Origin of the sequence: Acetoanaerobium noterae, from assembly GCF_900168025.1 — a bacterium.
GTDB lineage: Bacteria > Bacillota > Clostridia > Peptostreptococcales > Filifactoraceae > Acetoanaerobium > Acetoanaerobium noterae.
Genome location: NZ_FUYN01000005.1, coordinates 163,857 through 188,734, shown reverse-complemented (window position 1 = coordinate 188,734; position 24,878 = coordinate 163,857). Strand labels below are relative to the sequence as shown.

Below are 24,878 nucleotides of genomic sequence, written 5' to 3'. Positions count from 1 at the left end.
AGGAGAACAATATAATGCTAAAATTTGACGAGAAAAACGAGTTAAACAGTGTAAATGGAGCTTTGGCAATTAGATTAGAACTTGAGAAAATAGTTGATGAAATATGTAATGAAGGATATAAGAATATATGCTGGCTAGGAATAGGCGGAACCTATGCATCTTGTTTACAAGCTGAGGTACATATGAAAGAGTATTCCGCCTTAAACTTTTTTGTTGAAAATGCTGCTGAGTATATTCATACAGGTAATAAAAAAGTTGGTAAAGGTACCATTGTAATTATATCTTCTGTAACTGGAAGCACATCAGAAATGGTTGATGGAGTGATTAAAGCCAAGAATGCAGGTGCAAAAGTGATAGGGTTTGTTGATTATCCTGATACTAAACTTGCTAAATTGTCTGACTATCTGATTTCATATCCTAAAAATGAACAGCTTAAATTTTTTATGACTGCTGATAGATTTATGTATAATGCTGGCGAATTTGATGAGTATTATGAACTCTATCATGAGCTCGATGAACATCTGGCGCAATGCCTAGTTCAAGTGGAAAAATCAGCTGATGAGCTAGGTGAACTCATAGCTAAAAAGCATATGAATGATAAAATACATTATTTTGTAGGTGCTGGTAATCAGTATGGGGCAACTTATTCATACGCAATGTGCTATTGGGAAGAACAGCACTGGATAAGAACAAAATCCATTCATAGTGCAGAATTTTTTCACGGTATGTTTGAAATAATAGACAGAGATACAGCAGTTACAGTATTTATAGGCGAAGACTCTCAAAGAAAACTCAGTGAAAGAGTTGCGAACTTTTTGCCAAGAATTTGTGCTAATTACAATATTATTGATACAAAAGATTATGAATTAAAAGGGATTAGTGAAAAATTTAGAGGTCATCTATCTCATCTTCTGATGAGAGTAATAACTTCAAGAATAGATGTCCATTTAGAAAAATTAAACTGTCATCCTATGGAAATTAGAAGATATTACAGACAACTTGATTATTAATAACTTCTAATTCTTACTTATAACAGTCTGCTTCTCAAGCTTGAGGCAGTCTGTTTTTTTCGAAAATTTAAGAAATAAAATATAATAAAATAAATATAAAAAGGTAGAGATTAAAATGAATAAAAAGATATACATTGCTACTGTAGGTGATAACTGTATTGATTTGTATGATAATACAGGAGAATTTTTTCCTGGAGGAAATCCAGTTAATGTTGCAGTATATATAAAAAGAATGCAAGGTAATTCTTCCTATACAGGTGTTGTTGGTAATGATAAGTTTGGAAGGTTCATGGTTGATTCTCTCTCAAAAAAAGGGGTAGATATATCTCATTTAAAAGTACTTCCTGGAAATACCGCTGTTACTCATGTAGAAATAAACAATGGTGATAGAATACTGGGTGATTATGACGAAGGAGTAATGGCTGATTTCAAATTATCAAACAAAGATATTGACTTTTTATGTAGTCATGATTTAGTTGTGTCAGGTATATGGGGAATGATTGAATCAGATTTATATAAGCTTAAAGCAAAAAACGTACCCATAGCTTTCGATTTTGCAGATAAAATCAACCATCAAATATCTAGAATAGCACTGCCATGGGTTGATTATGCTTTTTTTTCTGACGATTTTAGCAAAGATGAGGATATAAAGAATGCAATGAAAAATATTAAAAAAATTGGTCCTAAAATAGTCATCTTTACAAGGGGAACTAAAGGAAGCATTGCATATGATGGAAACAATTTTTTCGAATTTGGGATCTTTGATTGTAAAGTTATAGACAGTATGGGAGCGGGAGACAGTTATATCGCTGGTTTTCTTATGAGTCTTCTAAACGGCGTGTCTATAGAAGGTTGCATGAAAAACGGAGCGCTTAGCAGTAGTATTACTTTAGGTTACAAAGGCGCTTGGTGATTTAACATAAATTAATGTGTTAATTATATATAATAGGATAATAATTATAATATAAAATTTGTATCCTTCAATTAAAATCCCGCGGTGATTACAAAATCCGCACCTGACCAATCATCAATATAATCAATTTCTATATATTTGACATATTTTTCATCTTCTTTACTGATAATAAAAAACAAACCATCTATATCATATAAGCTATCATCATTTTGCTGTTCATCCTGAACTAACACATATGTTATTCCTGCTCAAGTCATAACCTTAGGCATAATACGATGTATTTTATTAGAGTATAATTTTATAAGTATATTTTTTGCCTTTTCAGTAATAATAATATTCATGATATCCATCCTTACTTTCTTTTAATTATCGTATATGTTTTATTTAAAATACTCATTATTATATACTAGTTTAAATCTATATATATAAATTATAAAGCTAATATTTTATAGGAGGTTAGGGATGAAGCTAACTATACAAGAGAAATCATGGATACTGTATGATTGTGGTAACTCTGCTTATTCTATGGCGGTTACTACATCCCTTTTACCTATAGTTTTTGGTATGTTTGATAATGTTAGTAGCAGTATGGATTTAGGTTATTTCAATTCAATTGCAAGCATAATTATTGCTATTCTTAGTCCTATACTTGGGACAATAGCCGATTACAAGGATACAAAGAAACGATTTTTTATTTTCTTTGCATTATTGGGTCTGCTCACTACAACTTCTCTAGCATTTGTATCTCCCGAGAATGGAAACTGGCAGATTTTAATATTATTTTATGTTTTGTCTGCTATTGGATTTTCTGGTGCAAATGTTTTTTATGATTCGTTTTTAGTCGATGTTACTTTAGATGAACGTATGGATAAAGTGTCGACAAGAGGCTATGCATTTGGTTATATAGCTAGTATTATACCTTTTGGAATTAGTCTTGGTTTTATATACTTCTTAGGAATGGACAAAGTAATTGGTTATCAGCTAGGCTTTATAATTACCTCTTTATGGTGGGGACTACTAACATTACCCATTATAAAAAACGTACATCAGCTTCATTTCATAAATCCAGAACCAAGACCAGTTCAAAATAGTTTTATCAGACTTAAATCAACATTTATCAATATCAAGAAATACAAAAATGTTGCTATTTTCTTAATAGCATACTTTTTCTACATAGATGGAGTTGATACAATCATTAAAATGGTAGTACCTTATGCTACATCTATCTTAGGAAGTAATTCACTCGACACCTTTACTCTCCTTGGAATCTTACTAGTAATCCAAATTATAGCATTTCCATGTGCTATAATTTACGGAAACCTAGCAAAAAAATATTCTGCTAGATTAATGATAATCATAGGTATAATAACTTATATTATTTCCTGTATTTCAGCGTTTTATATTACGTCTGTATGGCATATTTTCGTACTTGGAGCACTTATAGGTTCTGCTCAAGGTGGAATCCAAGCTCTAAGTAGATCTTATTACGCAAAAATTATCCCTAAGCAAAATTCCAATGAATTCTTTGGATTTTATAATATTTTTGGAAAATTTTCTGCAATAATAGGACCTGCTGTAATGGCATTTTCAACTACACTTACTGGTAATGCTAGGTATAGTATTCTATCTATTATTCCTCTGTTCATTATTGGTTTGCTAGTTTTTATAACTTTACCTAAAGAGCATATAGTAAGAGATATCGTATAGGAGGGGCTCAGATGGAAGATTTTAGTTCTAAGCGAGCAAAGCATGTTATTGTAATTTCTTATGATGCTTTTTCTGAAGATAATTGGGATTTTGCCAGTTCACTTCCAAATTTATCACTATTAATATCAAAAGGAGTTTATTCAAATGATTTAATTAGCATTTATCCTAGTTTAACATATGTAGTACATTCTACATTAGTAACTGGAGTATATCCTGATAGACATGAAATTGTACATAACAATCCTTTTCAGCCTTTTATCTCTGAAAAAAATCAGGAGTGGTTTTGGTATAGAAAAGATATCAATGCTGCGACTATCTATGATGCTGTGAAAGAAGCAAATTTAACTACATCCGCAATTTTGTGGCCTGTAACTGGCAAAGCTAAGATAGATTATAATTTACCTGAAGTAGTTGCAATAAAAGGTGAAAATCAAGCGTTAAAAATTTTAAAAAATGGAAGCCCATTTTTCTGTGCAAAACTCAGCCTAAAGTATGGGAAAGTTTTGGATGGAGTAAATCAGCCAAATTTAGATGATTTTTCGACTTTGTGTGCAGTCGATACAATAAAATCAAAAAAACCTAATCTACTTTTACTTCACCTTATCGATTTAGATGATACTAAGCATAACTTCGGTACAAAAGGAACCGAAGTTAATAATGCAATGCTACGTATGGATAAAAGGTTAGGGAGCATTATAAAAGCAGTAGATGAAGCTGGAATTAAAAAAGACACCGCTTTTATCGTTATTGGCGACCATGGCCATATTGATATTCAATATAAAGTACATCTAAACAATATATTGAAAGAAATTGGTCTAATCTATGAGGATGCGAAAACCATGAAATGGAGAGCATATTTTCAATGCAACGGAGGCTCAGCTTATCTCTATATCAAAAAAGATGATCAAGAAGCAGAACGGCTTGCTTTAAATAAAATAAAAGAGATTTTATCAGCTGGAAAATACGGTATTGAAGATTTATACGATAGAACTGACTTAGATAAGCTTCATATTCATAAAAGCATTAAATATATGGTTGAAGCAAAACGAGGATATTGCTTTGATGAATCAATATCTAATACAACTATAGAAGACTTAGAGTCACAAAGAAAAAAATATTCTACTCATGGCTATAGAGAAAATAAAGATAATTATAAATGCAACTTGTTAATATCAGGGGAAATGATTAAAAATAATACTTCCTTAAAAAATCCAGCTATGGTTGATGTAGCACCAACTATAGCTAGATTGCTAGGAATTAGCTTTCCTAATTGCGATGGAAAACCTATAGAAATATAAGTATTGCTTTATAAATTTCTATTAGAATCTATTTCAGCATTATTTCTTGTTCCCGTTATATATATTATATTGAGTATTAATAATGGTAGCATAGTAATTATAAAATAAGCCCTTAAAAGAATTGCATCAAGTAAGGTGATTAACATTAGAATTAAACCTAAATTTCTACACCAATTATATTTATAAGGTTTATTTGCAAAGGATAATCCTGCAATTGCTACGAGCATCGAGAAAATGTAGATTCCTGCTCCTATAAGTAATCCTATAGATTGTAAACTTTCTCCTGATTTATCATAAGGAGATGCTGAGTACACCATATTAAAAGTAAATAACATCATCGGCAAAGAAATTAATAGCATAAATGCACTTGATATAATTAATATTTTTTTATTAACTTTAGGTTTCATTAAGTTTACTCCTTTCGTAATTTATATATTAGATTATATATTATTTTTGAGACTATTCCTTATTAAATATTGGATGGTCTCTTTTTTGGTTTTAAAATAATAAATTGGGTAATTATTGGAATGAGAACGTTTTCAAAGCTTAATATTTTTTGAATACTTAGAATAAAAAAATATCTCTTGACTTTAAAAAATTAATAGTAGTAAAATGTACATATACATATCAGGAAACGTTTCCAGAAACGATTCCTGTTGTAAAAAACATACAGGAGGGAAAAGTATGAAAAAATTATTATCCGTTTTATTATTGACAGCTATGACATTTTCTCTAGCAGCTTGTGGTTCCACAAATGAACCTGCTGAATCAGCAGATTCCGGAGAAGGCAAGGGTACCGGCTCAATATATTATCTAAATTTCAAGCCTGAAATTGCTCCAGTATATGAAAAAATCGCTGAAGCATATGAAGCAGAAACTGGAGTTAAACTTAATGTTGTTACTGCCGCATCAGGAACTTACGAGCAAACTTTAAAATCAGAAATGGCAAAAGCTGATGCTCCTACATTATTCCAAATTAACGGGCCAAAAGGCTACGCAAGCTGGAAAGAATATACAGCTGACTTAAGTAATACTGAATTATACAGTCATCTTACTGACAAAAGCTTAGCAGTAACTGATGGTGATGGAGTATATGGTATTCCTTATGTAGTTGAAGGATACGGAATCATATACAACAACGCTTTAATAAACAAATATATTGCTCTACCTGGAGCTAAAATAGCTTCTGTTGATGAAATTAATAATTTTGAAACATTAAAAGCTGTTGTTGAAGATATAACAGCTAAAAAAGATGAACTAGGAATTAAAGGAGCTTTTGCAAGCACATCTCTAAAACCAGGTGAAGACTGGAGATGGCAAACACACTTAGCTAACGTACCAGTTTATTATGAATTCAAAAATAATAATATTGATTTAGCAAGTGATGCTACAAAGGAAATTAAATTTGAGTATGCTGAAAACTATAAAAATATTTTTGATTTATATATAAACAATTCTGTTACAGAACCAAAGCTATTAGGAAGCAAGCAAGTTGCTGATTCTATGGCTGAATTTGCACTTGGTCAATGTGTATTTGTTCAAAATGGTAACTGGGCGTGGTCACAAATCAATGAAGTAGCAGGAAACGTTGTCAAGCCAGAAGATATTAAGTTCATGCCTATATACACTGGTATGGAAGGTGAAGAAAATCAAGGACTATGCACAGGAACTGAAAACTTCTATGCAATTAACGCTAAAGCTTCTGAAGAAGATCAAAAGCTAGCAGCAGATTTTATTTACTGGTTATTCTCTAGTGAGACAGGTAAAAAATTTGTAGTTGAAGAATTAAATTTTATTGCTCCATTTGATACATTTACAGATGCAGAAAAACCATCTGATCCACTTGCAAAAGAAGTAATTAAGTGGATGGAAAAAGAAGGCACTACTTCTGTAGCTTGGAACTTTACAGTTTTCCCTAACCAGACTTTTAAAGATAATTTCGGAGCTTCATTACTACAGTATGCTCAAGGAAGTATGTCTTGGGATGATTTAGTAACAAAAGTTGTTGCAGATTGGAAAACTGAAAGCAGTAACTAATTTCAATACTATTATTCACTTTAGCCCCTGCCTGTTTTATGCTCAGGGGCTTTTTTTACACAAATTTAAACTATAAAGGAGAAAATATGGAAAGGGCACTAAAAAAATATTTTGTTATATTTGCACTTCCAACCTTAATTGCATTTGCAATTTCATTTTTAATACCATTTTTTTTAGGAATTTATCTTTCATTTACAGAATTTACTACTGTAACTAATAGTACTTGGGTTGGGTTTGAAAATTATAAAAAGGCATTTGTTGGAAACCCTGATTTTCTAAATGCACTTTGGTTTACATTAAAATTTACTGTAGTCTCAGTTATTTCTATAAATTTAATAGCTTTTATATTTGCTCTTCTTCTAACTAGAGGATTAAAAGGGACAAATATTTTTAGAACTGTTTTTTTTATGCCTAACCTTATAGGTGGAATAGTTCTTGGCTATATATGGCAAATAATCATCAATGGCGTGCTTTTAAACTTTGGAGTGGATATAACCTTTAGTTCTAAATATGGATTTTGGGGGCTAGTAGTTCTTATGAATTGGCAACTTGCAGGATATATGATGATTATATATATTGCAGGAATTCAAAATATTTCTTCTGACCTTAAGGAAGCCGCCCAAATCGATGGTGCAAATTCATTTCAGACTCTTATGAATGTAACTATTCCTATGGTAATGCCATCAATTACAATTTGTACCTTTTTAACACTCACAAATTCCTTCAAATTATTTGACCAAAACTTTGCACTTACTGGTGGAGCACCTGCAAAGCAAACTGCTATGCTTGCACTAGATATTTACAATACTTTCTATGGCAGAATAGGTTTCGAGGGAGTAGGACAAGCAAAAGCCGTTGTATTTTTTATTATGGTCGCATTGATAGCTTTTGTTCAGCTTTATATCACAAGAAGAAAGGAAGTGGAGAGTTAAGATGGTTGAAAATCAAAAAAAGAGCAATAATGTATTATTTTTCTTTATGACGATTTTAGCAATTACATTTTTAGTTCCAATTTTCATTGTATTAATGAATTCCTTTAAAGGACAATTTTTTATATCTGATGCTCCATTTTCTTTCCCGACCGAGCAAACTTTTGTTGGATTTACAAATTATCTAAATGGTATAGAAAAAATAAACTTTTTTTCAGCATTTGGGTATTCCCTTTTCATTACAGTCGGCTCTGTTTTGCTGATTACTATTTGTACATCAATGACTGCATGGTACATCACAAGGGTGAAAAGTAAAATAACATCACTTATGTATTATCTTTTTGCTTTTAGTATGATAGTACCTTTTCAAATGGTTATGTTTACCATGTCTAAAACGGTTAATGTTTTAAGACTTGATAATCCAGTTGGAATGATACTCATTTATTTAGGATTTGGTGCAGGTCTTTCGGTTTTTATGTTTGCTGGATTTATTAAAAGTATACCTTTAGAAATTGAAGAGGCGGCTATGATAGATGGCTGTAATCCAATTCAAACTTTTTTTTTGGTAGTTTTTCCTATTTTAAAACCTACAGCAATTACAGTATCAATATTAAATACTATGTGGATTTGGAATGACTATTTGCTTCCTTATTTAGTTATAGGAAACAAGTATAGAACTCTTCCTGTTGCAATTCAGTATTTACAAGGAGGATATGGTTCAAGAGATATGGGATCACTTATGGCAATGTTAATCCTTGCTATTATTCCTATAGTAGTTTTCTATTTATCAGCGCAAAAGTATATAATAAAGGGAGTAATTTCTGGAGCAGTTAAAGGATAGTAGGTGATTATAGTGGTGACTATAAAAGATATAGCAAAAGAAGCAGGTGTGGCTGTTAGCACTGTTTCAAGAGTTTTGAACAATCATCCTGATGTCAGTGAAAAAACTAAATTAAAGGTTTTAGATATAATTGAAAAAAGAAAATTTGTGCCCAACAGTAATGCCAAGCATTTAAAGCAACAAAACACTAATACAATTGGAATATTTGTTAAAGGAACATTCAATTTTCTTTTCCATTCTATTTTAGAAAAAATTCAACCTCTTATTGAAGATTCTGGTTATATCACTATAGTGAATTATTTGGATGAGGATGAAAATGAGGTTCAGCAAGCTAGAATATTCTGTAACGAAAAAAAACCTCAAGGGATAATGTTCTTAGGTGGGAATCTGAAAAATTTTCAAGATCATTTTTCAAAAATTGATATTCCATCTATTTTAGTTACAAACTCAGCTAGTCAATTGAATTTTAGCAACTTATCAAGCGTTACCACGAATGACAAAAAAGCCGTTGAGTTCGCTATTGAATATTTAATTGAAAAAGGCCATACAAATATTGGAATCATAGGTGGAAATGCTGATTCTTCTAATATTAGTGAGGTACGCTTAAAAAGTATTATAAAAACATTATATAAACATAAAATCAACTTTGATATTTCATCACATTTTGAACCAGCTCGATATTCTTTTGAAAGCTCTTATAAAGCTTGCCAAAGACTTATTAACAAAAAACTTGGAATAACTGCTATTTTCGCAATGAGTGACGTTATGGCAATAGGAGCAATGAGAGCAATGACAGATTCAAAAATTTCTATTCCAAGCGACATTTCAGTAATTGGGTATGATGGAATAGAGCTTGTTAATTATTACAATCCAAAATTAACGACTATACTTCAGTTACAGGATCAAATAGCATTAAATGCAGTTAAAATAATAACTTCTCAAATTGAAAAAAATCTAGATCCTATTCATAAAGTTCTTCCGTTCAAACTTATGGAAGGTGAAAGTGTAATTCGGATTTAATTAAAATAATATATTAAGATAAGGAATTGAAATACATGATAAATAAAATACAAGAACCTTTTGAAAGAGGCGCAGGTACTTTGCTTCCAGTTGCAAGTCTGCCGTCTAACTATGGAATAGGAACATTTGGTAAGGCCGCATATGACTTTGTTGACTTTCTACATAAATCTGGCCAAAAATATTGGCAGGTACTTCCTATTGGACCTACAGGTTATGGTGATAGTCCATATCAAAGTTTCTCTGCATTTGCTGGAAATCCATATTTTATAGATTTTGATTTCTTGATTGAAGAAAATCTTTTAGATATTAGGGATATCGAAAAAATAAATTGGGGAGATAACCCAAACCTAATCGATTATGGAAAGATATATGAGAATAGATACAGTGTTTTAAGAGTTGCCTTTAAAAATTTCAATACATCTGATGAATCCTTTATTGAATTTTGTGATGCTAATAGCTTTTGGTTAGATGATTATAGTGACTATATGGCTATAAAAGATTTATTCAAAGGTGTAGAATGGCTTAAATGGCCAGAGGATATAAGAAACAGAGATAAGGATGCTTTGGAAAACTATAGAATAAAATTATCAGATGATATAATGTTTTGGAAATTCCTACAATTCAAGTTCATTGTTCAGCTAAATCAATTAAAGAAATATGCACATAATAAGAATATAACTATAATCGGCGATATACCAATTTATGTTGCTCTTGACAGTTCCGATGTTTGGGCAAATTTAAAAGAGTTTCAAATGGATGAGAGCAAAAAACCAACTATGGTAGCTGGAGTTCCACCAGATATGTTTTCATCAACTGGCCAGCTTTGGGGAAATCCACTTTATGATTGGGATTATATGAAAGCCGATAACTTTAGCTGGTGGCGTAAAAGAATGAAATATTCAGCTCTTTTATACGACATCATAAGGATAGACCACTTCATTGGAATAGTTCATTATTATTCTATAAAATATGGTGAAGAAACTGCTATGAATGGTTTTTGGAAAGATGGCCCAGGTCATGATTTAATTAATTCTATTAATGAAGAAATTGGAAGTTCAAAAATCATTGCTGAAGACCTAGGGGTTGTTACCCAGAAGGTTAAGCAGCTTTTAAAAGATAGTGGTTATCCAGGTATGAGGCTCTTACAATTTGGATTTGATTCAGATGCTAGAAACGAGAATCTAGCTAAGCATTGTCCTTCGAACTCTGTTGTTTACGGTGGCACTCACGATAATGAAACTCTTAGAGGATATTTTCAAAATCTAGATTCTAAATCCAGAGCTAAAGCTAGAAAAATGCTTGATATTAAGCAGAATAGATTTTTTGTGTGGAAAGTTATTGAATCTGGGTTTAAATCAAAAGCAAATACCGTGATATTCCAAATACAAGACTATCTAGAGCTTGATAATTCTGCCAGAATGAATGTTCCATCAACCATTGGTGGAAACTGGTGCTGGAGATTATTACCAAATCAAATCAGTGATGATTTAATACACAAAATAGAAAATTTAATTAAGATAACAAAAAGATAGGAGAAAATTATGGCTAATATAACCCTAAAAAACATCCATAAGATTTATCCAGGAGATGTTACAGCTGTAAAGGATTTTAATCTGGAAATTCAAGATAAAGAGTTTATAATTCTAGTTGGACCATCTGGTTGTGGTAAATCAACTACTCTTAGGATGATTGCAGGTCTAGAGGATATATCAAAAGGCGAACTTTATATTGGAGATAAATTAGTAAATAATGTTCCTCCAAAAGATAGAGATATTGCTATGGTATTTCAAAGCTATGCTCTTTATCCTCACATGAGTGTATATAAAAATATGGCATTTTCTTTAACTTTACAGAAAGTTGATAAAAGCGAAATTGATAAAAGAGTACGCGAGGCAGCAAAGATTCTAGATATAGAACATTTATTAGAAAGAAAACCAAAGGCTTTATCTGGTGGTCAAAGACAAAGAGTAGCACTAGGAAGAGCTATGGTTAGAAATCCTAAAGTTTTTCTTCTTGACGAGCCACTTTCTAATCTCGATGCAAAACTACGTACAGCTATGAGAAGCGAGATAAGCAAACTTCACAAAAGACTTGGAACTACTTTTATATACGTAACTCATGACCAGACTGAGGCTATGACAATGGGAGATAGAATCGTAGTCATGAAGGATGGTTTAGTTCAACAAGTTGATACTCCACAAAATTTATATGATTATCCTGTAAATTTATTTGTAGCAGGTTTTATAGGATCTCCACAAATGAATTTTTTTAAGGTTAAGATTGAAAAGAATAATGAGAATTTTATAGCTAGATTGGGAGATTATAAGATACCAATTAATTGGAGCACTGATAAGTCAAAGAACTTGAGCAATTATGATGGCAAAGAGGTTTTAATGGGCATTAGACCTGAAGAATTACACGATGAGCAAAGTACTCAAGCTAAAGAAACCTTAAGCTTTGTTAATGCTTTAGTCGAGTTAAGCGAACCTATGGGCTCCGAAGTTTATTTATATCTTGATATAAATAATGAAAAAGCAATCGCCAAAATTCCTCCAAGAACAAATGCAAAAATTGGTGATGTTGTAAGCCTAGGAATTAATACTACAAATGTTCATCTTTTTGATATTGAAACTGAGAACGCAATTGCTGTGAGGTAAATATATGGATATAAATAAAGTGATTAAATCAGCACAAGATAAATGTAAAATTGAATACGGAAAAGAGCTTTCAAACGCCCTTGCTTGGCAGCTTCACAATTCACTTTCAGAGTCAATAAGGGAAGAAATAGGCGGCAAGTGGCAGGAATTAAAAATAATGAGTGATAAAAATAGAAAAGCATATTATTTTTCTGCCGAGTTTTTAATTGGCCGTTCAATTCAAAATAACTTGTTAAATTTAGGGATCCTTGATGAAATAAACAATAAACTAAAAGATCTTAATGTTGATTTTGGAATTTTAGAAGAGATTGAAGATGCTGCTCTAGGTAACGGGGGGCTTGGTAGACTTGCTGCTTGCTTTATTGAAAGTGCTGCAACTATGGATATTCCTTTAGACGGATATGGAATAAGATATAAGTTTGGATTATTTAAACAAGAATTTCAAGATGGATTTCAAATTGAAAAAGCTGATGATTGGTCAAAATATGGTGATCCATGGTCATTAAGAAAATATGAAGACTCAGTGTTAGTAAAGTTTAGTGACCAAAACGTTATTGCTGTTCCCTATGATATACCTATTATAGGGTATAAGGGAAATAATATTTCTACCCTAAGGCTTTGGCAAGCTGAGCCAGTCAATGAATTTGATTTTAATTTATTTAATGACCAAAACTATGATTTGGCTGTAAAAGAAAAAAATAAAGCTGAGGATATTTCTAGAGTCTTGTATCCAAACGATGATACTTTAGATGGAAAAAAATTAAGATTTAGACAGCAATACTTTTTCAGTAGTGCTTCACTACAGGATTTAATTAGAAAGTTTAAAAGAAATCATTCTGAGGATTTATTAGATTTTGCTAAGTATAACGTAATCCAGCTTAATGACACTCATCCTACAATTGCAATTCCTGAGCTTATAAGGCTTTTAGTTGATGAGGAAAAACTTAGTTTTGAATCTGCGCTTGATATTTGTAAAAAAACCTTTGCATATACAAATCATACAATAATGCAAGAGGCATTAGAAAAATGGGATATCGGCTTAATAAAAGAACTCCTTCCAAGAATCTATGAAATTATAAAACAAATTCACAATAATTTTGAAGAAGAAAAAAAGGATTTAGTAAAAAATAAAATTATTAGTAAAGCTTTATCTAATAGAACAAAAATAATAAATAAAAATACACTTCATATGGCTCATATGGCTATTTACGGTTCTAGCTATGTAAATGGAGTGGCTCAAATTCACACAGATATAATAAAAAGTGATGTACTAAAAGACTTCTATCAATTATATCCTTCCAAGTTTCAAAATAAAACAAACGGAATAACTCAACGCAGATGGCTAGCATTATGTAATAGAGAATTATCTTCCTTTATTAGTAATAATCTTGGAAATGAAAACTGGATAACAAACTTATCTGATTTAAAGAAATTAGAACCGCTTTCTAAGAGCACTTCTATTATTGAAGAGTTTTCAAATATTAAGCAAATAAAGAAACACCAATTAGCTGACTATATTTTTAGAAAAGAAGGTATTGCAATTGACCCTCAAAGTATTTATGATATTCAAATTAAAAGGCTACACGAATACAAAAGACAATTGCTAAATATTTTAACGATTTTATATATGTACAATGAAATTAAATCAGGTAATTTGAATAACTTTAATAAAACAACCTTTATTTTTGGAGCTAAAGCAGCTCCAGGATATAAGAGAGCTAAAAGTATAATCAAATTAATTAATGAAGTTGGCAATCTCATTGATAATGACCCGCTAGTAAGTTCAAAAATCAAAGTTGTTTTTGTTAGCAACTATAATGTATCCTATGCTGAAAAATTAGTTGCTGCAGCTGATATTTCTGAGCAAATATCAACAGCAGGAACAGAGGCTAGTGGAACTGGAAATATGAAATTTATGCTTAATGGTGCAGTTACACTAGGAACATTGGATGGTGCAAATGTCGAAATCGTCCAAGAAGCAGGCAGGGAAAACAATTACATTTTTGGAGCAACTGTTGATGAAATAAGTAGCATTTCTAAATCATATAGTCCTATAGACATTTATAAATCAAATCCTAAAGTTAAAGCAGTATTAGATATGCTTATAGATGGTACCCTTAAAGACTGTAAAACTAAAGGCTTTAAGGAGCTCTACGATTCTATATTAAAAGGTGCTAGTTGGCATACGGCTGACCACTACTACCTACTACATGATTTTATGTCATATGTAGAGACAAGAATTAAAGTAAATAGTGATTTTTCATCCAAATATGAGTTTAGAAAAAAATGTTATATTAATATGTGTAATGCAGGCAAGTTCAGTTCTGATAGAACTATACAAGACTATGCTAAGGAAATTTGGCATGTATAAGCTTCAATTTTTTTATTAAACCTGAATATTTTAAAAAATTATAAGTAGACCACTTGATGGATGTTAATCTAAAAGTGGTCTTTCTAATTAATAAAATTTATTCCTCTTATGATTGCATTAATATAATAAAAAGATTAGAATAACATATTATTAGCTATAGCACCTTTATTATGAAAGGCGGATTACGTATAATGGCGCACTTAACAGGAAAATCTGGCTATAAAAGCTTAATTGATAGATATAATAAGTTTCCACAAGGAGCCCCTGAGTCTGAAACTCTATATGAGATATTGAAAGTCTTTTTTACAGAGGAAGAAGCTCAATTAGTTTCTATGCTGCCTATTAAACCCTTTGATGTAAAAATGGCATCGACAATCTGGAATAAATCTCAGGACGAAACTTTATTAATTCTTGAAAATCTGGCAAGCAAAGCCTTATTATTAGATATGAATGACAATAAAAAACAAATGTATGTTATGCCACCACCTATGATAGGTTTTTTTGAGTTTGCTCTTATGAGAACTGGAGGACATTTTAATCAAAAATTATTAAGCGAGTTATTTTATCAATATATCGAAACTGAAGAAGAGTTTATGAGAAAGCTCTTATCATTAAAGACCCCTATAGGCAGAATTCTTATAAATGAAGAAGCTATTAATAAGACTGATGAGGTTTATGTTCTAGATTATGAAAAGGCGACTAGCCTTCTAAACAATGCTACAAGCATAGGTGTAAGCAGATGTTACTGTAGACATAAAGCTGAACACCTTAATCAGCATTGTAATGCTCCACAGGAGGTGTGTCTATCTCTAAACAACTTGTCTGTTTCTTTAGCGAAGCACGGGTATGCAAGACTTATAGATCATGATGAAGCTCTCTCAATACTAAAAACAGCTTATAATAATAATCTAATTCAATTTGCTGAAAACGTTAAGGACGATGTAGGTTTTATTTGTAACTGTTGCTCTTGTTGCTGTGTAGCACTAAAAAGTGTTAAAAAAATGGGAATTCCTCAAACAATATCTTCGTCAAACTTTATTGCAAATCAGTTAGATAACTGCATTAGCTGTAAAAAATGTGTATCGGTGTGTCCAGTTGGATGCTTTGAAATTAAGGTTTTTAATGACAAAGATAAAGTAGTGCTAAATTCTGAGCTTTGCCTCGGATGTGGAGTGTGCCAAAGAGTATGCCCCATTAATGCAATAGAAATGAGCAAGAGAGATGTTAAAATTTTTACCCCAGTAAACACTGTCCATAAGCTAGTATTAGAAGCAATTGAAACTAATACTTTACATAACCTTATTTTTGATAATCAGGCTATGCTTAGCCATAAGTTCATGGCTGCATTTACTGGAGCTTTTCTTAAATTACCTCTTGTTAACCAGCTTTTAGTGAGCGAAACTTTTCAGTCTAAATATTTGGCTAGATTAATCGAAAAATTAGGATAAATTTGCTTTACGATTTTTGAATTTAGTATAAGTATATAGTATAATTCCAAAGATTATCCACCCGATTACTATGGCCCATTCTGCCATAATTAGTGATGATGGCTGGCCTGGCAAGTATAAAATTATCATAGCAGAACATAGTATAATTGCCATTATTCCTACAAGCTTATAATATTTCACTTTATAAGGACGATCTAGATTAGGTTCTTTTCTTCTTAATACTAAAAATGAGATTGATACCATTAGATATGAGTTTACTATTCCTAGAGATCCTGCATTTGTAAGCCAAACAAGCATTCTTCTGCCTAAAAGCGGCGATAATGTGGAGATTAAACCTATAAGTAAAATTGCATTAACTGGTGTTTTGTACTTTGGATGAAATTTAGCTAAAAAACTAGGTAACATTTTTGATTCTGCCATCGCATATATTGCTCTGCTTCCACCTACAAAGAAAGAGTTCCAGCTTGTCAAAATACCTCCAATTCCTCCTATAATAATTATTTTTGAAGCGATAGGACTGTTGTAAATATTTTTCATTGCATCTGCAGTAGCAAGCTTTGATTGTGATAATTCTTCATAAGATAAGCCAACCGAAGTGCTATAAATCATCATTGTATACCAAGCTATAGCCATAACTAGAGATAATATTATAATTTTTCCAATGGTATTAAAGGGGACATTAATTTCCTCTGCTGCCTGAGGAATAACATCAAATCCAACATATAAAAAAGGTGTCATTAAAGTTACTGCTAATATTCCGCTTTTACCATTGGAAAATAAAGGAGTAATATTTCCTGAGTGTCCACTAAATATTGCTCCTGTAAAAAGCATTAATCCTACTATTAAAATCATAATTGTAGCTATTCCTTGAAAAAATGCTGCAGGCTTCACGCCTATGTAATTTACAAATGTTATAATAATTGAACTAACTGAGCCAACAATAACCCAAGTAAAGTATATGTCATAGGAAGCAACTGAATACATATATCCCTTTAGATACGCGGGAAATAAATATTCAATAACAGTAGGAAAAGCTACTGCCTCAAATGCTACTACTGAAATATATCCTAAAACAATTGCCCAGGTGCAAAAAAATGAAGCTTTTTCGCCCAAAGCTCTATAGCTAAAAACATGTTCTCCTCCGCACTGCGGCATAGCAGAAGTTAGCTCTGCATAAATTAAGCCAACAAACAACACCATTATTCCACCAAATACAAACCCCAGTATTGCACCTAGTGTTCCGGCCATCATTATCCATTCTCCAGTGAGTACTACCCATCCCCACCCAATCATAGCTCCAAAAGCCAATGCGATTATGTCTTTTTTTGACAAAACTCTTTCAAAATTATGATTACCTTCATTCATTTACTTTCCCCCCAATAGAATATATTTGTATCATAAAATTATACTATTTGTTTTCTCGTAAATCATATAAATGAATTATTCAAGCTTCATAAAATTAAATTACAGAATATTTAATCATTTTATACAATTATATATTATTAGCCTAGATATCTACAAGCTAACAAAACACTAAAATTAACTTATATAAATCAAATATATTTTGCGTTTAGACTATTATCCTATTCAAAATAGTTTCTTATATATAATTATATATACGTAATCGTGTTATACTTAAAAGAAAAAAGAAGGAGAGAGTTATATGATATTAATTTGCTATCCTAAATGAACAACATGTAAAAAAGCCGAGGCATGGCTTAAAGAAAATCAATACACATATTTATATAGAGATATTAAAACTGAAAATCCTAGTAAGCTAGAATTAGCAAGCTGGTATGGCAATAGTGATATAGATATTAAGAAGCTTTTTAATACTTCTGGAAATGTTTATAAAGACCTAAATTTAAAAGATAAAATTGATAAAATGACAATTGATGAGAAGCTTGAACTTCTTGCTTCAGATGGAATGTTATTAAAAAGACCTTTTCTAGTTTATAAAGATAAAATTAAGGTTGGTTTTAAAGAAAACGAATGGTTTTCTTTTTTAAGCGAAACATAATATAAGTTATGTTAACCTATAGATTATCTTTATATAATATATAAAACAAATCTATTGGATTACTCTTAGTTTTAAATATATTATTATTATAGAGTTTAATTTTAGATTATATTTACAATTAGGAGAATTCATATGATTATAGACACACATATGCATGAAAAAACTTATTCATCCGATAGTTTTTTATCATTAGAAGATATAGTTAAGAAATCTAAATCAATGGGCTTAGATGGCGTTTGTATTACAGATCATGAAAGCAATGAAATTAAGGATTTTGCTCATCAATTTTCAAAGCAGTCAGGATTTCTAATCCTAGTAGGTGCAGAAGTACTAACGCATGAGGGAGACATAACTGTTTTTGGGTTAGATGATTTACCAAAAGAAAAGATTCATGCTCAACAGCTTATTGATCTTACATTAAAAGCTGGAGGAGTTGCTATAAGTGCTCATCCATTTAGACATAATAATAGAGGAATGGGAAAATTTATAGAAAATGTACAGGGTTTATCAGGAATTGAGGCATTTAATGGAAGTACATTCCCACATCATAATCTATATGCATATGGCTTATCATCAGAACTCAGTATTCCAGCTCTAGGAGCTAGTGATGCTCATACAATAGATGCTATAGGAAAATATGCTACTTTAATCCCTGGTAATATCAGAGATGAAAAAGATTTTATAGAAGCTGTAAAATCTGGAAGAGTATCTCCAGTTGTTTATTCCAACAATAAATATGAGAGTTTAGATATAAATCAGATGTTATATAATAAACCTATTTATAAAAAAGCTATTTAAATACAAAAACCTATTTATACACAAAAAACTTCCGTAATTTTGTCATTAGACATCATTTATGGAAGTTTTTAATTATAAAATGTATATAATTATTTTTTTATAGACATATTTGAGAATTAACTAGTGAAATAAGTTATATATAGTGTTAAAATAAGGGTGAATGTACCTAGTTTGGTATATTTATAGTTCTAGATTAATTAAATTAAATAAAATCTTATCTAAGAGGGGAGTCAATTAAAAATGAGTAAGCCAGTTTTATCGGCTCATTTTGAGTCAAGAACACCATCAGATGTACGTTTAGCACAAATGAAATACGATGAGAGAAAAGTTAAGCCACAAGCAGTTATCAATGTAGGTATTGGTAATGTTTCTCTGCCTACAAATCCTGCTATGCAAAAAAGAATGTTTAATTTAAACGCGCCAGATAGTCCTTTTGCAAATGGAGTTATTAGATATTCAGGTACAGCTGGACTTCCAGAATGCCAAGATGCTTTTAAAAACATATTAAAATGCGAAGGCTTTGATACTAGCAAATTGCATGTTCAGGTTACAGATGGAGGTTCTTCAGGAATGGAGCTTCTTCTAATTGGAACTTGTGGTCCTGCAGGTACTGACGAAAAACCTTTGATGATGATTGACCCAGCTTATACAAACTACATTTCTTTTGCAGAAAGAGTTGGAAGAAAAACCGTAACAATTAAGCGTAAAATGGAAGACAATGGTAAGTTCACTCTTCCTGAAGTAAGCGAAATCGAAGAAATGATTCAAAAGCATAATCCTGGAGCTCTACTAGTAATACCTTATGACAATCCAACTGGCCAGCTATATGATTATGAAAACATGAAAGATCTTGCTAAGCTTTGTGTTAAGTACAATATGTGGATGGTAAGTGATGAAGCATACCGCGAGTTATATTATCAAGAAGACAAGCCTCTAGTAAGTATCTGGGGATTAACAGATGCTGATGTTCCTGGAATCGAAGGAAGAAGAATCAGTATAGAAACAGCTTCAAAAGTTTGGAATGCTTGCGGACTTAGAATTGGTGCTGTAATAACTGATAGCGCTGAGTTCAATAATAGATCAATCGCAGAATATACTGCTAATCTTTGTGCAAACGTTATCGGACAGTACATATTTGCTGCTCTAGCTCATGAAAGCAAGGAGCAAATTGCTGCTTGGTGTTCAGAATTACGTGAATACTACAAAAAACAAATCATGATGGTATATAATGGTTTAAAAGAACAAGAGCCAGGACTTATAGTTTCTAGCCCTGACGCTTCTATCTACTCAGTTATTGACGTTAGAAACGTTGTTAAACCTGGATTTGATGCTATCGATTTCGTATTATATTGTGCTCAAGAAGGCTCAATTAATATTGATGGAGTAGAAACTACTTTACTTGTAGCTCCAATGAAAGGCTTCTATGATATAAAAGCAGGGGAGGTTAACCCTGGAAGCACACAGTTCAGAATTTCTTTTGTTGAGTCTCCTGAGAACATGGCAAAGATTCCTGAATTATTTGTAAAACTATTAAGAGCCTTCGAAGCTCAAAGATAATTTACCCATTTAAAGCTATATCCATCAGATTTTTTTCTGATTTGGATATAGCTTTTTTTGAAATTAATGAAAAAAATCAAACAGCTCTCTTATTAAATTTTAGGAGTTGAAAATATGATACACGATGAACGAATAAAAAACTTAAATCATAAGAAAATAAATAATGGAGACTATGTTTTATATTGGATGCAAGCATCGCAAAGATCTGAATATAATCATGCACTGGAATACTCAATTGAATACTCAAATAAACTTAAACTTCCACTTATAGTTCTTTTTATTATAATGGAGGATTTTCCTAAAGCAAATTTTCGTCATTTTCGTTTCATGCTAGAAGGTATAGAAGATGTCATGAATCAGCTAAAATCTCGTAAAATCAAAATGGTAATTAGAAAAGGTGAGGCTCTTCCTATAGTAAATGAACTATCTAAAAATGCATCAATTTTGATAACTGATTTTGGTTATTTAAAGCATGAGATTATTATGAAATCCAATATTGCACAGCAATTAAACTGCTCTATGCTCAGTGTGGAAAGCAACGTAATCATCCCTGTGGAGGTTACTTCTAATAAAGAAGAATATGGAGCCTATACCATTCGTCCCAAAATTAATAAAATTATTGACAAGTATTTAATCGAGCTTAATTCTAGACTAGTAATGCAATCATCGATTGATTATCCTATTAAGTCAGAGGATATCTCTGATTTAAACTCATTTATTGATAGCTTGAAAATCGATAAAAGTATTAATGAGTCAATTTATAAGGGTGGATCAGTTGAAGCAGAAAAATATCTTAAAGATTTTATAGAAAATAAAGCTCAATATTACTCTGAACTAAAAAATCATCCTGGAATGAATTATTCTTCAAATTTAAGTCCATATTTGCATTTCGGACAAATTTCTCCACTATATATAGCTCTTAAAATAATAAAAAGTGACATTAAATCTAAAAAAGATTTTCTTGAAGAGCTCATAACAAGAAGAGAACTTGCAATCAACTATATATATTATAATAAAAATTATGATAGTGATATTGAAAAAATTTTGCCAAGCTGGGCATATGATTCCTTAATATCTCATCAGAATGATTTAAAAGACTATTTATACTCGCTTGAAGAATTAGAAAATGCAAAAACTCATGATGAGTTTTGGAATAAAGCTCAAAAAGAAATGGTTATTACAGGAAAAATGCATGGATATATGAGGATGTACTGGGGGAAGAAAATAATTGAATGGTCATTGACTATAAATGACGCTTTCTCAAAAGCTCTTTATTTAAATGACAGATATAGTATAGATGGAAGAGATGCAAACGGATATGCTGGAATAGCATGGTGCTATGGTAAACATGATAGACCATGGAAAGAAAGAGAAATCTTTGGAAAGATAAGATATATGAATGACAAAGGTCTAATAAAAAAATTTAACATGGAAAAATATTTAGATCTAAAATTATGATTTACGATTTCATTAATGATTGATTTTATCAAATAAGGGTAATTATTTAATTAGATGCTAATATAATATTTATATTATAATAAGGAGGAATAGTTATGTCAGATAAAGATAAAATCAAAAAAAATCCAGATATTTGTGAAAATGAAACTGCAGACTCTACAACCCCTGCTACAGATGTGTATGATAGTATAAAGTGTCGTATCAAAGAAACTAATGTAGATATACCTACAGAAGAAGCTGTCGAAAAAGCAAAAGAATGGGTAGATGATGAAAATATCAAATAATTTGATGTAATTTTAGTGTAAATTATATATTGATATAATTTACACTGTTTTTTTGTTATTAAATAAATAGGGATTTAGAGACAATACAAAGGAGGCAAACCTTATAATGTTTAAAAAGTATGACCACTCTCATCAAATGTCTTGTGATTTACTATATATTGATGAACAATCATTTAACGATATACCTTATAGTGCAGAAGAGCTTTCTATGAGATTGAAAAAAAACACACATTATAATATATATATTCAATATATAAAAGATGTCCCAGTAGGATACATAGGGCTTCTTGAAGTTCAAAATCCTCACTATTCAGGTGTTTGGATAGATTTAATTGCAGTTTGCAAGCAATATCAAAATCAAGGTATAGCAAAACATATGCTTGAACTAGTTATAAAAAAATTTAAAAATAAAGGTATAACTTTATCAACTGCTTTAGTTAGGGAAAATAATGTACCTTCATTGTGCGTTTTTAAGAAACTGGGCTATAAAGAGGAAGCTGATGCCTTCAAGTTGCTTTGTCTAGATAAAATTTAACTAATATGATATAATTTATTTGTATTACTTATGGATAAAATAAATAGAAATAGCAAAGAGGATTAATTTAGTATTAGTCCTTTTATTATGTTATAATCAAATGTGAACTATTATCAAAGGAGTAAATCATGATAAAGCAAAAAATTATGGTTTGTGTTACTGAACAGAAAACCTGCGAAAGACTTATAAAAAAAGGAATTGAATTAACTAAAGATAATGATACAGAAATTTTTGTTTTACATGTTGCAACTAAAGATATAAAAGTAATCGAAGATCCTAGAGCAGCTGAAGAACTAGAATATATTTTTGAAGAATCAAAAAAATACGGTGCAAGTGTAACTGTTTTAAAATCTAATGATATTCTAAAAACATTATCAAAATTTGCTATTGAAAATGACATTGATTATATGATTTTAGGAGAAACTAGACTTCAAAATGAAAAGGACAGTGTTATCTTTAATTTAAGAAAAGAGTTAGGGGCAACAAAAACCCAAATAGAAGTAGTACCACTTAAATCAAATTAAATAATTAATGTATTAGAACGGAGATTGAAGTTAATGCAAAGAAGTAAAGCAAAACAAATATCACAAGATGAGATACTAATGCAACAATATAATATAAATTCGTTATCACAAATGAACGAAGATTTCTTTAAAGAAAACGGCAGATATCAATCTTATTTTATTCAAACATTTGGCTGCCAAATGAATGAACACGATTCAGAAAATTTAGCTGGGATGTTTGATATGATGAACATAGATTTAGCTGATTCTATGGAAGAAGCTGATATAATTATATTCAATACCTGTGCTGTAAGAGAAAATGCTGAATTAAAGGTTTATGGCAATTTACACGCTTTAAAAAAACTAAAGGTAAAAAATCCAGATTTGATAATAGCTGTGTGCGGATGTATGATGCAACAAGATCACGTTGTAGATGAAATTAAAAAAAGATTTCCTCATGTTAGTTTAGTTTTTGGAACTCATAATTTATATAAATTTCCAGAGCTGCTTTTGAAATATCTGTCTGGAGACTCAAAGACACTAATTGATGTTTGGGATATAGACGGAAATGTAATTGAAGGATTGCCTTCCGCTAGAAGATATGACTTAAAAGCTTTTGTAAATATAATGTACGGCTGTAATAACTTCTGTACATATTGCATAGTTCCATATACTAGAGGTAGAGAAAGAAGCAGAAATCCAGAAGATGTTATTAATGAAGTAAAAGATTTGGCAAGAAACGGTGTAAAGGAAATTACTTTACTCGGCCAAAACGTTAATTCATATGGCAATGATTTTGATAACAAGGTTTCTTTTGCTAAGTTACTTACTATATTAAATGATATTCAAGGGATTGAGCGTATAAGATTTATGACATCACATCCTAAAGATATTTCTGAAGAACTCATAGATGCTGTTGCAAATCTCGATAAAGTTTGCGAAAGTATACATCTTCCTGTTCAGTCTGGCAGTACAGCTGTGCTCAAAAAAATGAATAGACACTATACAAAAGATCAATATATTGAGCTAATTAATAAGATTAAAACTAAAGTTCCAAATGTAGCTCTAACTACAGATATTATGGTAGGCTTTCCTGGCGAAACTGAGGAAGATTTTTTAGATACTTTAGACGTATTGGAAAAAGTTCAATACGATTCTGCTTTTATGTTCATTTACTCTGTTAGAAAAGGTACTGTTGCAGAAAATATGGACAATCACATTGATGAATCCGTAAAAAAAGATAGATTTAATAGACTTCTTTCTAAAGCAAACGAGATAGCTGAATTAAAAAATTCCAAATATATGGACGAAATCGTTGAGGTTTTAGTAGAGGGCTTCAGCAAAAAAGATAAAACCCGATTGATGGGTAGAACAAGACAAAATAAATTAGTTAATTTTATAGGCGATGAGTCTATGATTGGATCTTTAGTAAATGTAAAGGTTACTGAGACAAAGTCTTTTTCTTTAAATGGAATAGCACTCGATTAGAGTG

Annotated in this window: 22 protein-coding genes and 1 pseudogene; 20 read left to right on the top strand and 3 right to left on the bottom strand. The window is 31.0% G+C overall.

Features of this window, described 5'->3' with window-relative positions; all coding sequences use genetic code 11:
- The first annotated feature begins 14 nt into the window (after positions 1–14).
- Both B5X47_RS10590 and frlD read left to right on the top strand, forming a co-directional pair.
- On the top strand, positions 15–1,010 hold the full coding sequence (locus tag B5X47_RS10590) for an SIS domain-containing protein (protein ID WP_013361418.1): 996 nt from the start codon (positions 15–17) through the stop codon (positions 1,008–1,010).
- A gap of 115 nt (positions 1,011–1,125) precedes the next feature.
- Positions 1,126–1,923: a fructoselysine 6-kinase gene (gene frlD / locus B5X47_RS10585; protein ID WP_079590113.1), complete on the top strand. Its 798-nt coding sequence runs from the start codon at positions 1,126–1,128 to the stop codon at positions 1,921–1,923.
- A 71-nt stretch (positions 1,924–1,994) separates the two neighbouring features.
- Here the strand turns inward: frlD and B5X47_RS13820 are convergent, their stop codons facing one another.
- Positions 1,995–2,156, bottom strand: coding sequence for a hypothetical protein (locus B5X47_RS13820; protein ID WP_013361420.1), 162 nt, complete (start codon positions 2,154–2,156; stop codon positions 1,995–1,997).
- A gap of 229 nt (positions 2,157–2,385) precedes the next feature.
- On the opposite strand from B5X47_RS13820, the gene B5X47_RS10580 reads away from it, so the two are divergent.
- Entirely contained in the window at positions 2,386–3,630 is a 1,245-nt protein-coding gene (locus B5X47_RS10580) for an MFS transporter (protein WP_079590112.1), read from the top strand.
- An 11-nt stretch (positions 3,631–3,641) separates the two neighbouring features.
- Positions 3,642–4,928, top strand: coding sequence for an alkaline phosphatase family protein (locus tag B5X47_RS10575; RefSeq protein WP_079590111.1), 1,287 nt, complete (start codon positions 3,642–3,644; stop codon positions 4,926–4,928).
- 8 nt (positions 4,929–4,936) lie between these two features.
- On the opposite strand, the gene B5X47_RS10570 is transcribed toward B5X47_RS10575, so the two are convergent.
- Positions 4,937–5,335 carry a hypothetical protein gene (locus B5X47_RS10570; protein ID WP_079590110.1) on the bottom strand — a complete coding sequence of 133 codons (399 nt, stop codon included), beginning with the start codon at positions 5,333–5,335 and terminating at the stop codon, positions 4,937–4,939.
- Between the two features lie 277 nt (positions 5,336–5,612).
- On the opposite strand from B5X47_RS10570, the gene B5X47_RS10565 reads away from it, so the two are divergent.
- The 8 genes from B5X47_RS10565 (at position 5,613) to B5X47_RS10530 (ending at position 16,231) form a co-directional block, all read left to right on the top strand.
- Positions 5,613–6,965, top strand: a complete 1,353-nt coding sequence (locus B5X47_RS10565; RefSeq protein ID WP_079590109.1) for an ABC transporter substrate-binding protein — start codon at positions 5,613–5,615, stop codon at positions 6,963–6,965.
- A gap of 86 nt (positions 6,966–7,051) precedes the next feature.
- On the top strand, positions 7,052–7,897 hold the full coding sequence (locus B5X47_RS10560) for a carbohydrate ABC transporter permease (protein WP_079590108.1): 846 nt from the start codon (positions 7,052–7,054) through the stop codon (positions 7,895–7,897).
- Between the two features lies 1 nt (position 7,898).
- Positions 7,899–8,735: a carbohydrate ABC transporter permease gene (locus tag B5X47_RS10555; RefSeq protein WP_013361426.1), complete on the top strand. Its 837-nt coding sequence runs from the start codon at positions 7,899–7,901 to the stop codon at positions 8,733–8,735.
- A gap of 15 nt (positions 8,736–8,750) precedes the next feature.
- Complete coding sequence (locus B5X47_RS10550; protein ID WP_079590107.1) at positions 8,751–9,755, top strand: LacI family DNA-binding transcriptional regulator; 1,005 nt, start codon at positions 8,751–8,753, stop codon at positions 9,753–9,755.
- A gap of 35 nt (positions 9,756–9,790) precedes the next feature.
- A complete protein-coding gene (gene malQ, locus B5X47_RS10545; RefSeq protein WP_013361428.1) occupies positions 9,791–11,287 on the top strand; it encodes a 4-alpha-glucanotransferase in 1,497 nt (498 codons plus the stop codon).
- 9 nt (positions 11,288–11,296) lie between these two features.
- Entirely contained in the window at positions 11,297–12,412 is a 1,116-nt protein-coding gene (locus tag B5X47_RS10540) for an ABC transporter ATP-binding protein (protein ID WP_013361429.1), read from the top strand.
- A 4-nt stretch (positions 12,413–12,416) separates the two neighbouring features.
- Positions 12,417–14,783 (top strand): glycogen/starch/alpha-glucan phosphorylase, encoded by a 2,367-nt coding sequence (locus B5X47_RS10535; RefSeq protein ID WP_079590106.1) that lies wholly within the window; start codon positions 12,417–12,419, stop codon positions 14,781–14,783.
- A gap of 191 nt (positions 14,784–14,974) precedes the next feature.
- A complete protein-coding gene (locus B5X47_RS10530; protein ID WP_079590105.1) occupies positions 14,975–16,231 on the top strand; it encodes a 4Fe-4S binding protein in 1,257 nt (418 codons plus the stop codon).
- Here B5X47_RS10530 and B5X47_RS10525 read toward each other — a convergent pair.
- Complete coding sequence (locus B5X47_RS10525; RefSeq protein WP_079590104.1) at positions 16,223–17,596, bottom strand: APC family permease; 1,374 nt, start codon at positions 17,594–17,596, stop codon at positions 16,223–16,225. The two genes, B5X47_RS10530 and B5X47_RS10525, sit on opposite strands and share 9 nt — an antisense overlap.
- A gap of 337 nt (positions 17,597–17,933) precedes the next feature.
- Between B5X47_RS10525 and B5X47_RS10520 the strand changes: the two are divergent.
- The 8 genes and pseudogenes from B5X47_RS10520 to miaB all read left to right on the top strand — a co-directional run.
- Positions 17,934–18,251: pseudogene (locus tag B5X47_RS10520) on the top strand (Spx/MgsR family RNA polymerase-binding regulatory protein); the annotation flags it as partial.
- 132 nt (positions 18,252–18,383) lie between these two features.
- Positions 18,384–19,049, top strand: a complete 666-nt coding sequence (locus B5X47_RS10515; RefSeq protein WP_079590102.1) for a PHP-associated domain-containing protein — start codon at positions 18,384–18,386, stop codon at positions 19,047–19,049.
- Between the two features lie 240 nt (positions 19,050–19,289).
- Positions 19,290–20,606, top strand: a complete 1,317-nt coding sequence (locus B5X47_RS10510; protein ID WP_013361435.1) for a pyridoxal phosphate-dependent aminotransferase — start codon at positions 19,290–19,292, stop codon at positions 20,604–20,606.
- Between the two features lie 114 nt (positions 20,607–20,720).
- Positions 20,721–22,064: a deoxyribodipyrimidine photo-lyase gene (locus tag B5X47_RS10505; RefSeq protein WP_079590101.1), complete on the top strand. Its 1,344-nt coding sequence runs from the start codon at positions 20,721–20,723 to the stop codon at positions 22,062–22,064.
- 95 nt (positions 22,065–22,159) lie between these two features.
- Complete coding sequence (locus B5X47_RS10500; RefSeq protein WP_013361437.1) at positions 22,160–22,348, top strand: CDIF630_02480 family spore surface protein; 189 nt, start codon at positions 22,160–22,162, stop codon at positions 22,346–22,348.
- A gap of 106 nt (positions 22,349–22,454) precedes the next feature.
- Positions 22,455–22,883: a GNAT family N-acetyltransferase gene (locus B5X47_RS10495; RefSeq protein ID WP_079590100.1), complete on the top strand. Its 429-nt coding sequence runs from the start codon at positions 22,455–22,457 to the stop codon at positions 22,881–22,883.
- Positions 22,884–23,011: 128 nt separating this feature from the next.
- On the top strand, positions 23,012–23,407 hold the full coding sequence (locus B5X47_RS10490; protein WP_079590099.1) for a universal stress protein: 396 nt from the start codon (positions 23,012–23,014) through the stop codon (positions 23,405–23,407).
- Positions 23,408–23,440: 33 nt separating this feature from the next.
- Positions 23,441–24,874 (top strand): tRNA (N6-isopentenyl adenosine(37)-C2)-methylthiotransferase MiaB, encoded by a 1,434-nt coding sequence (miaB, locus tag B5X47_RS10485; RefSeq protein ID WP_079590098.1) that lies wholly within the window; start codon positions 23,441–23,443, stop codon positions 24,872–24,874.
- The last annotated feature ends 4 nt before the right edge of the window (positions 24,875–24,878 follow it).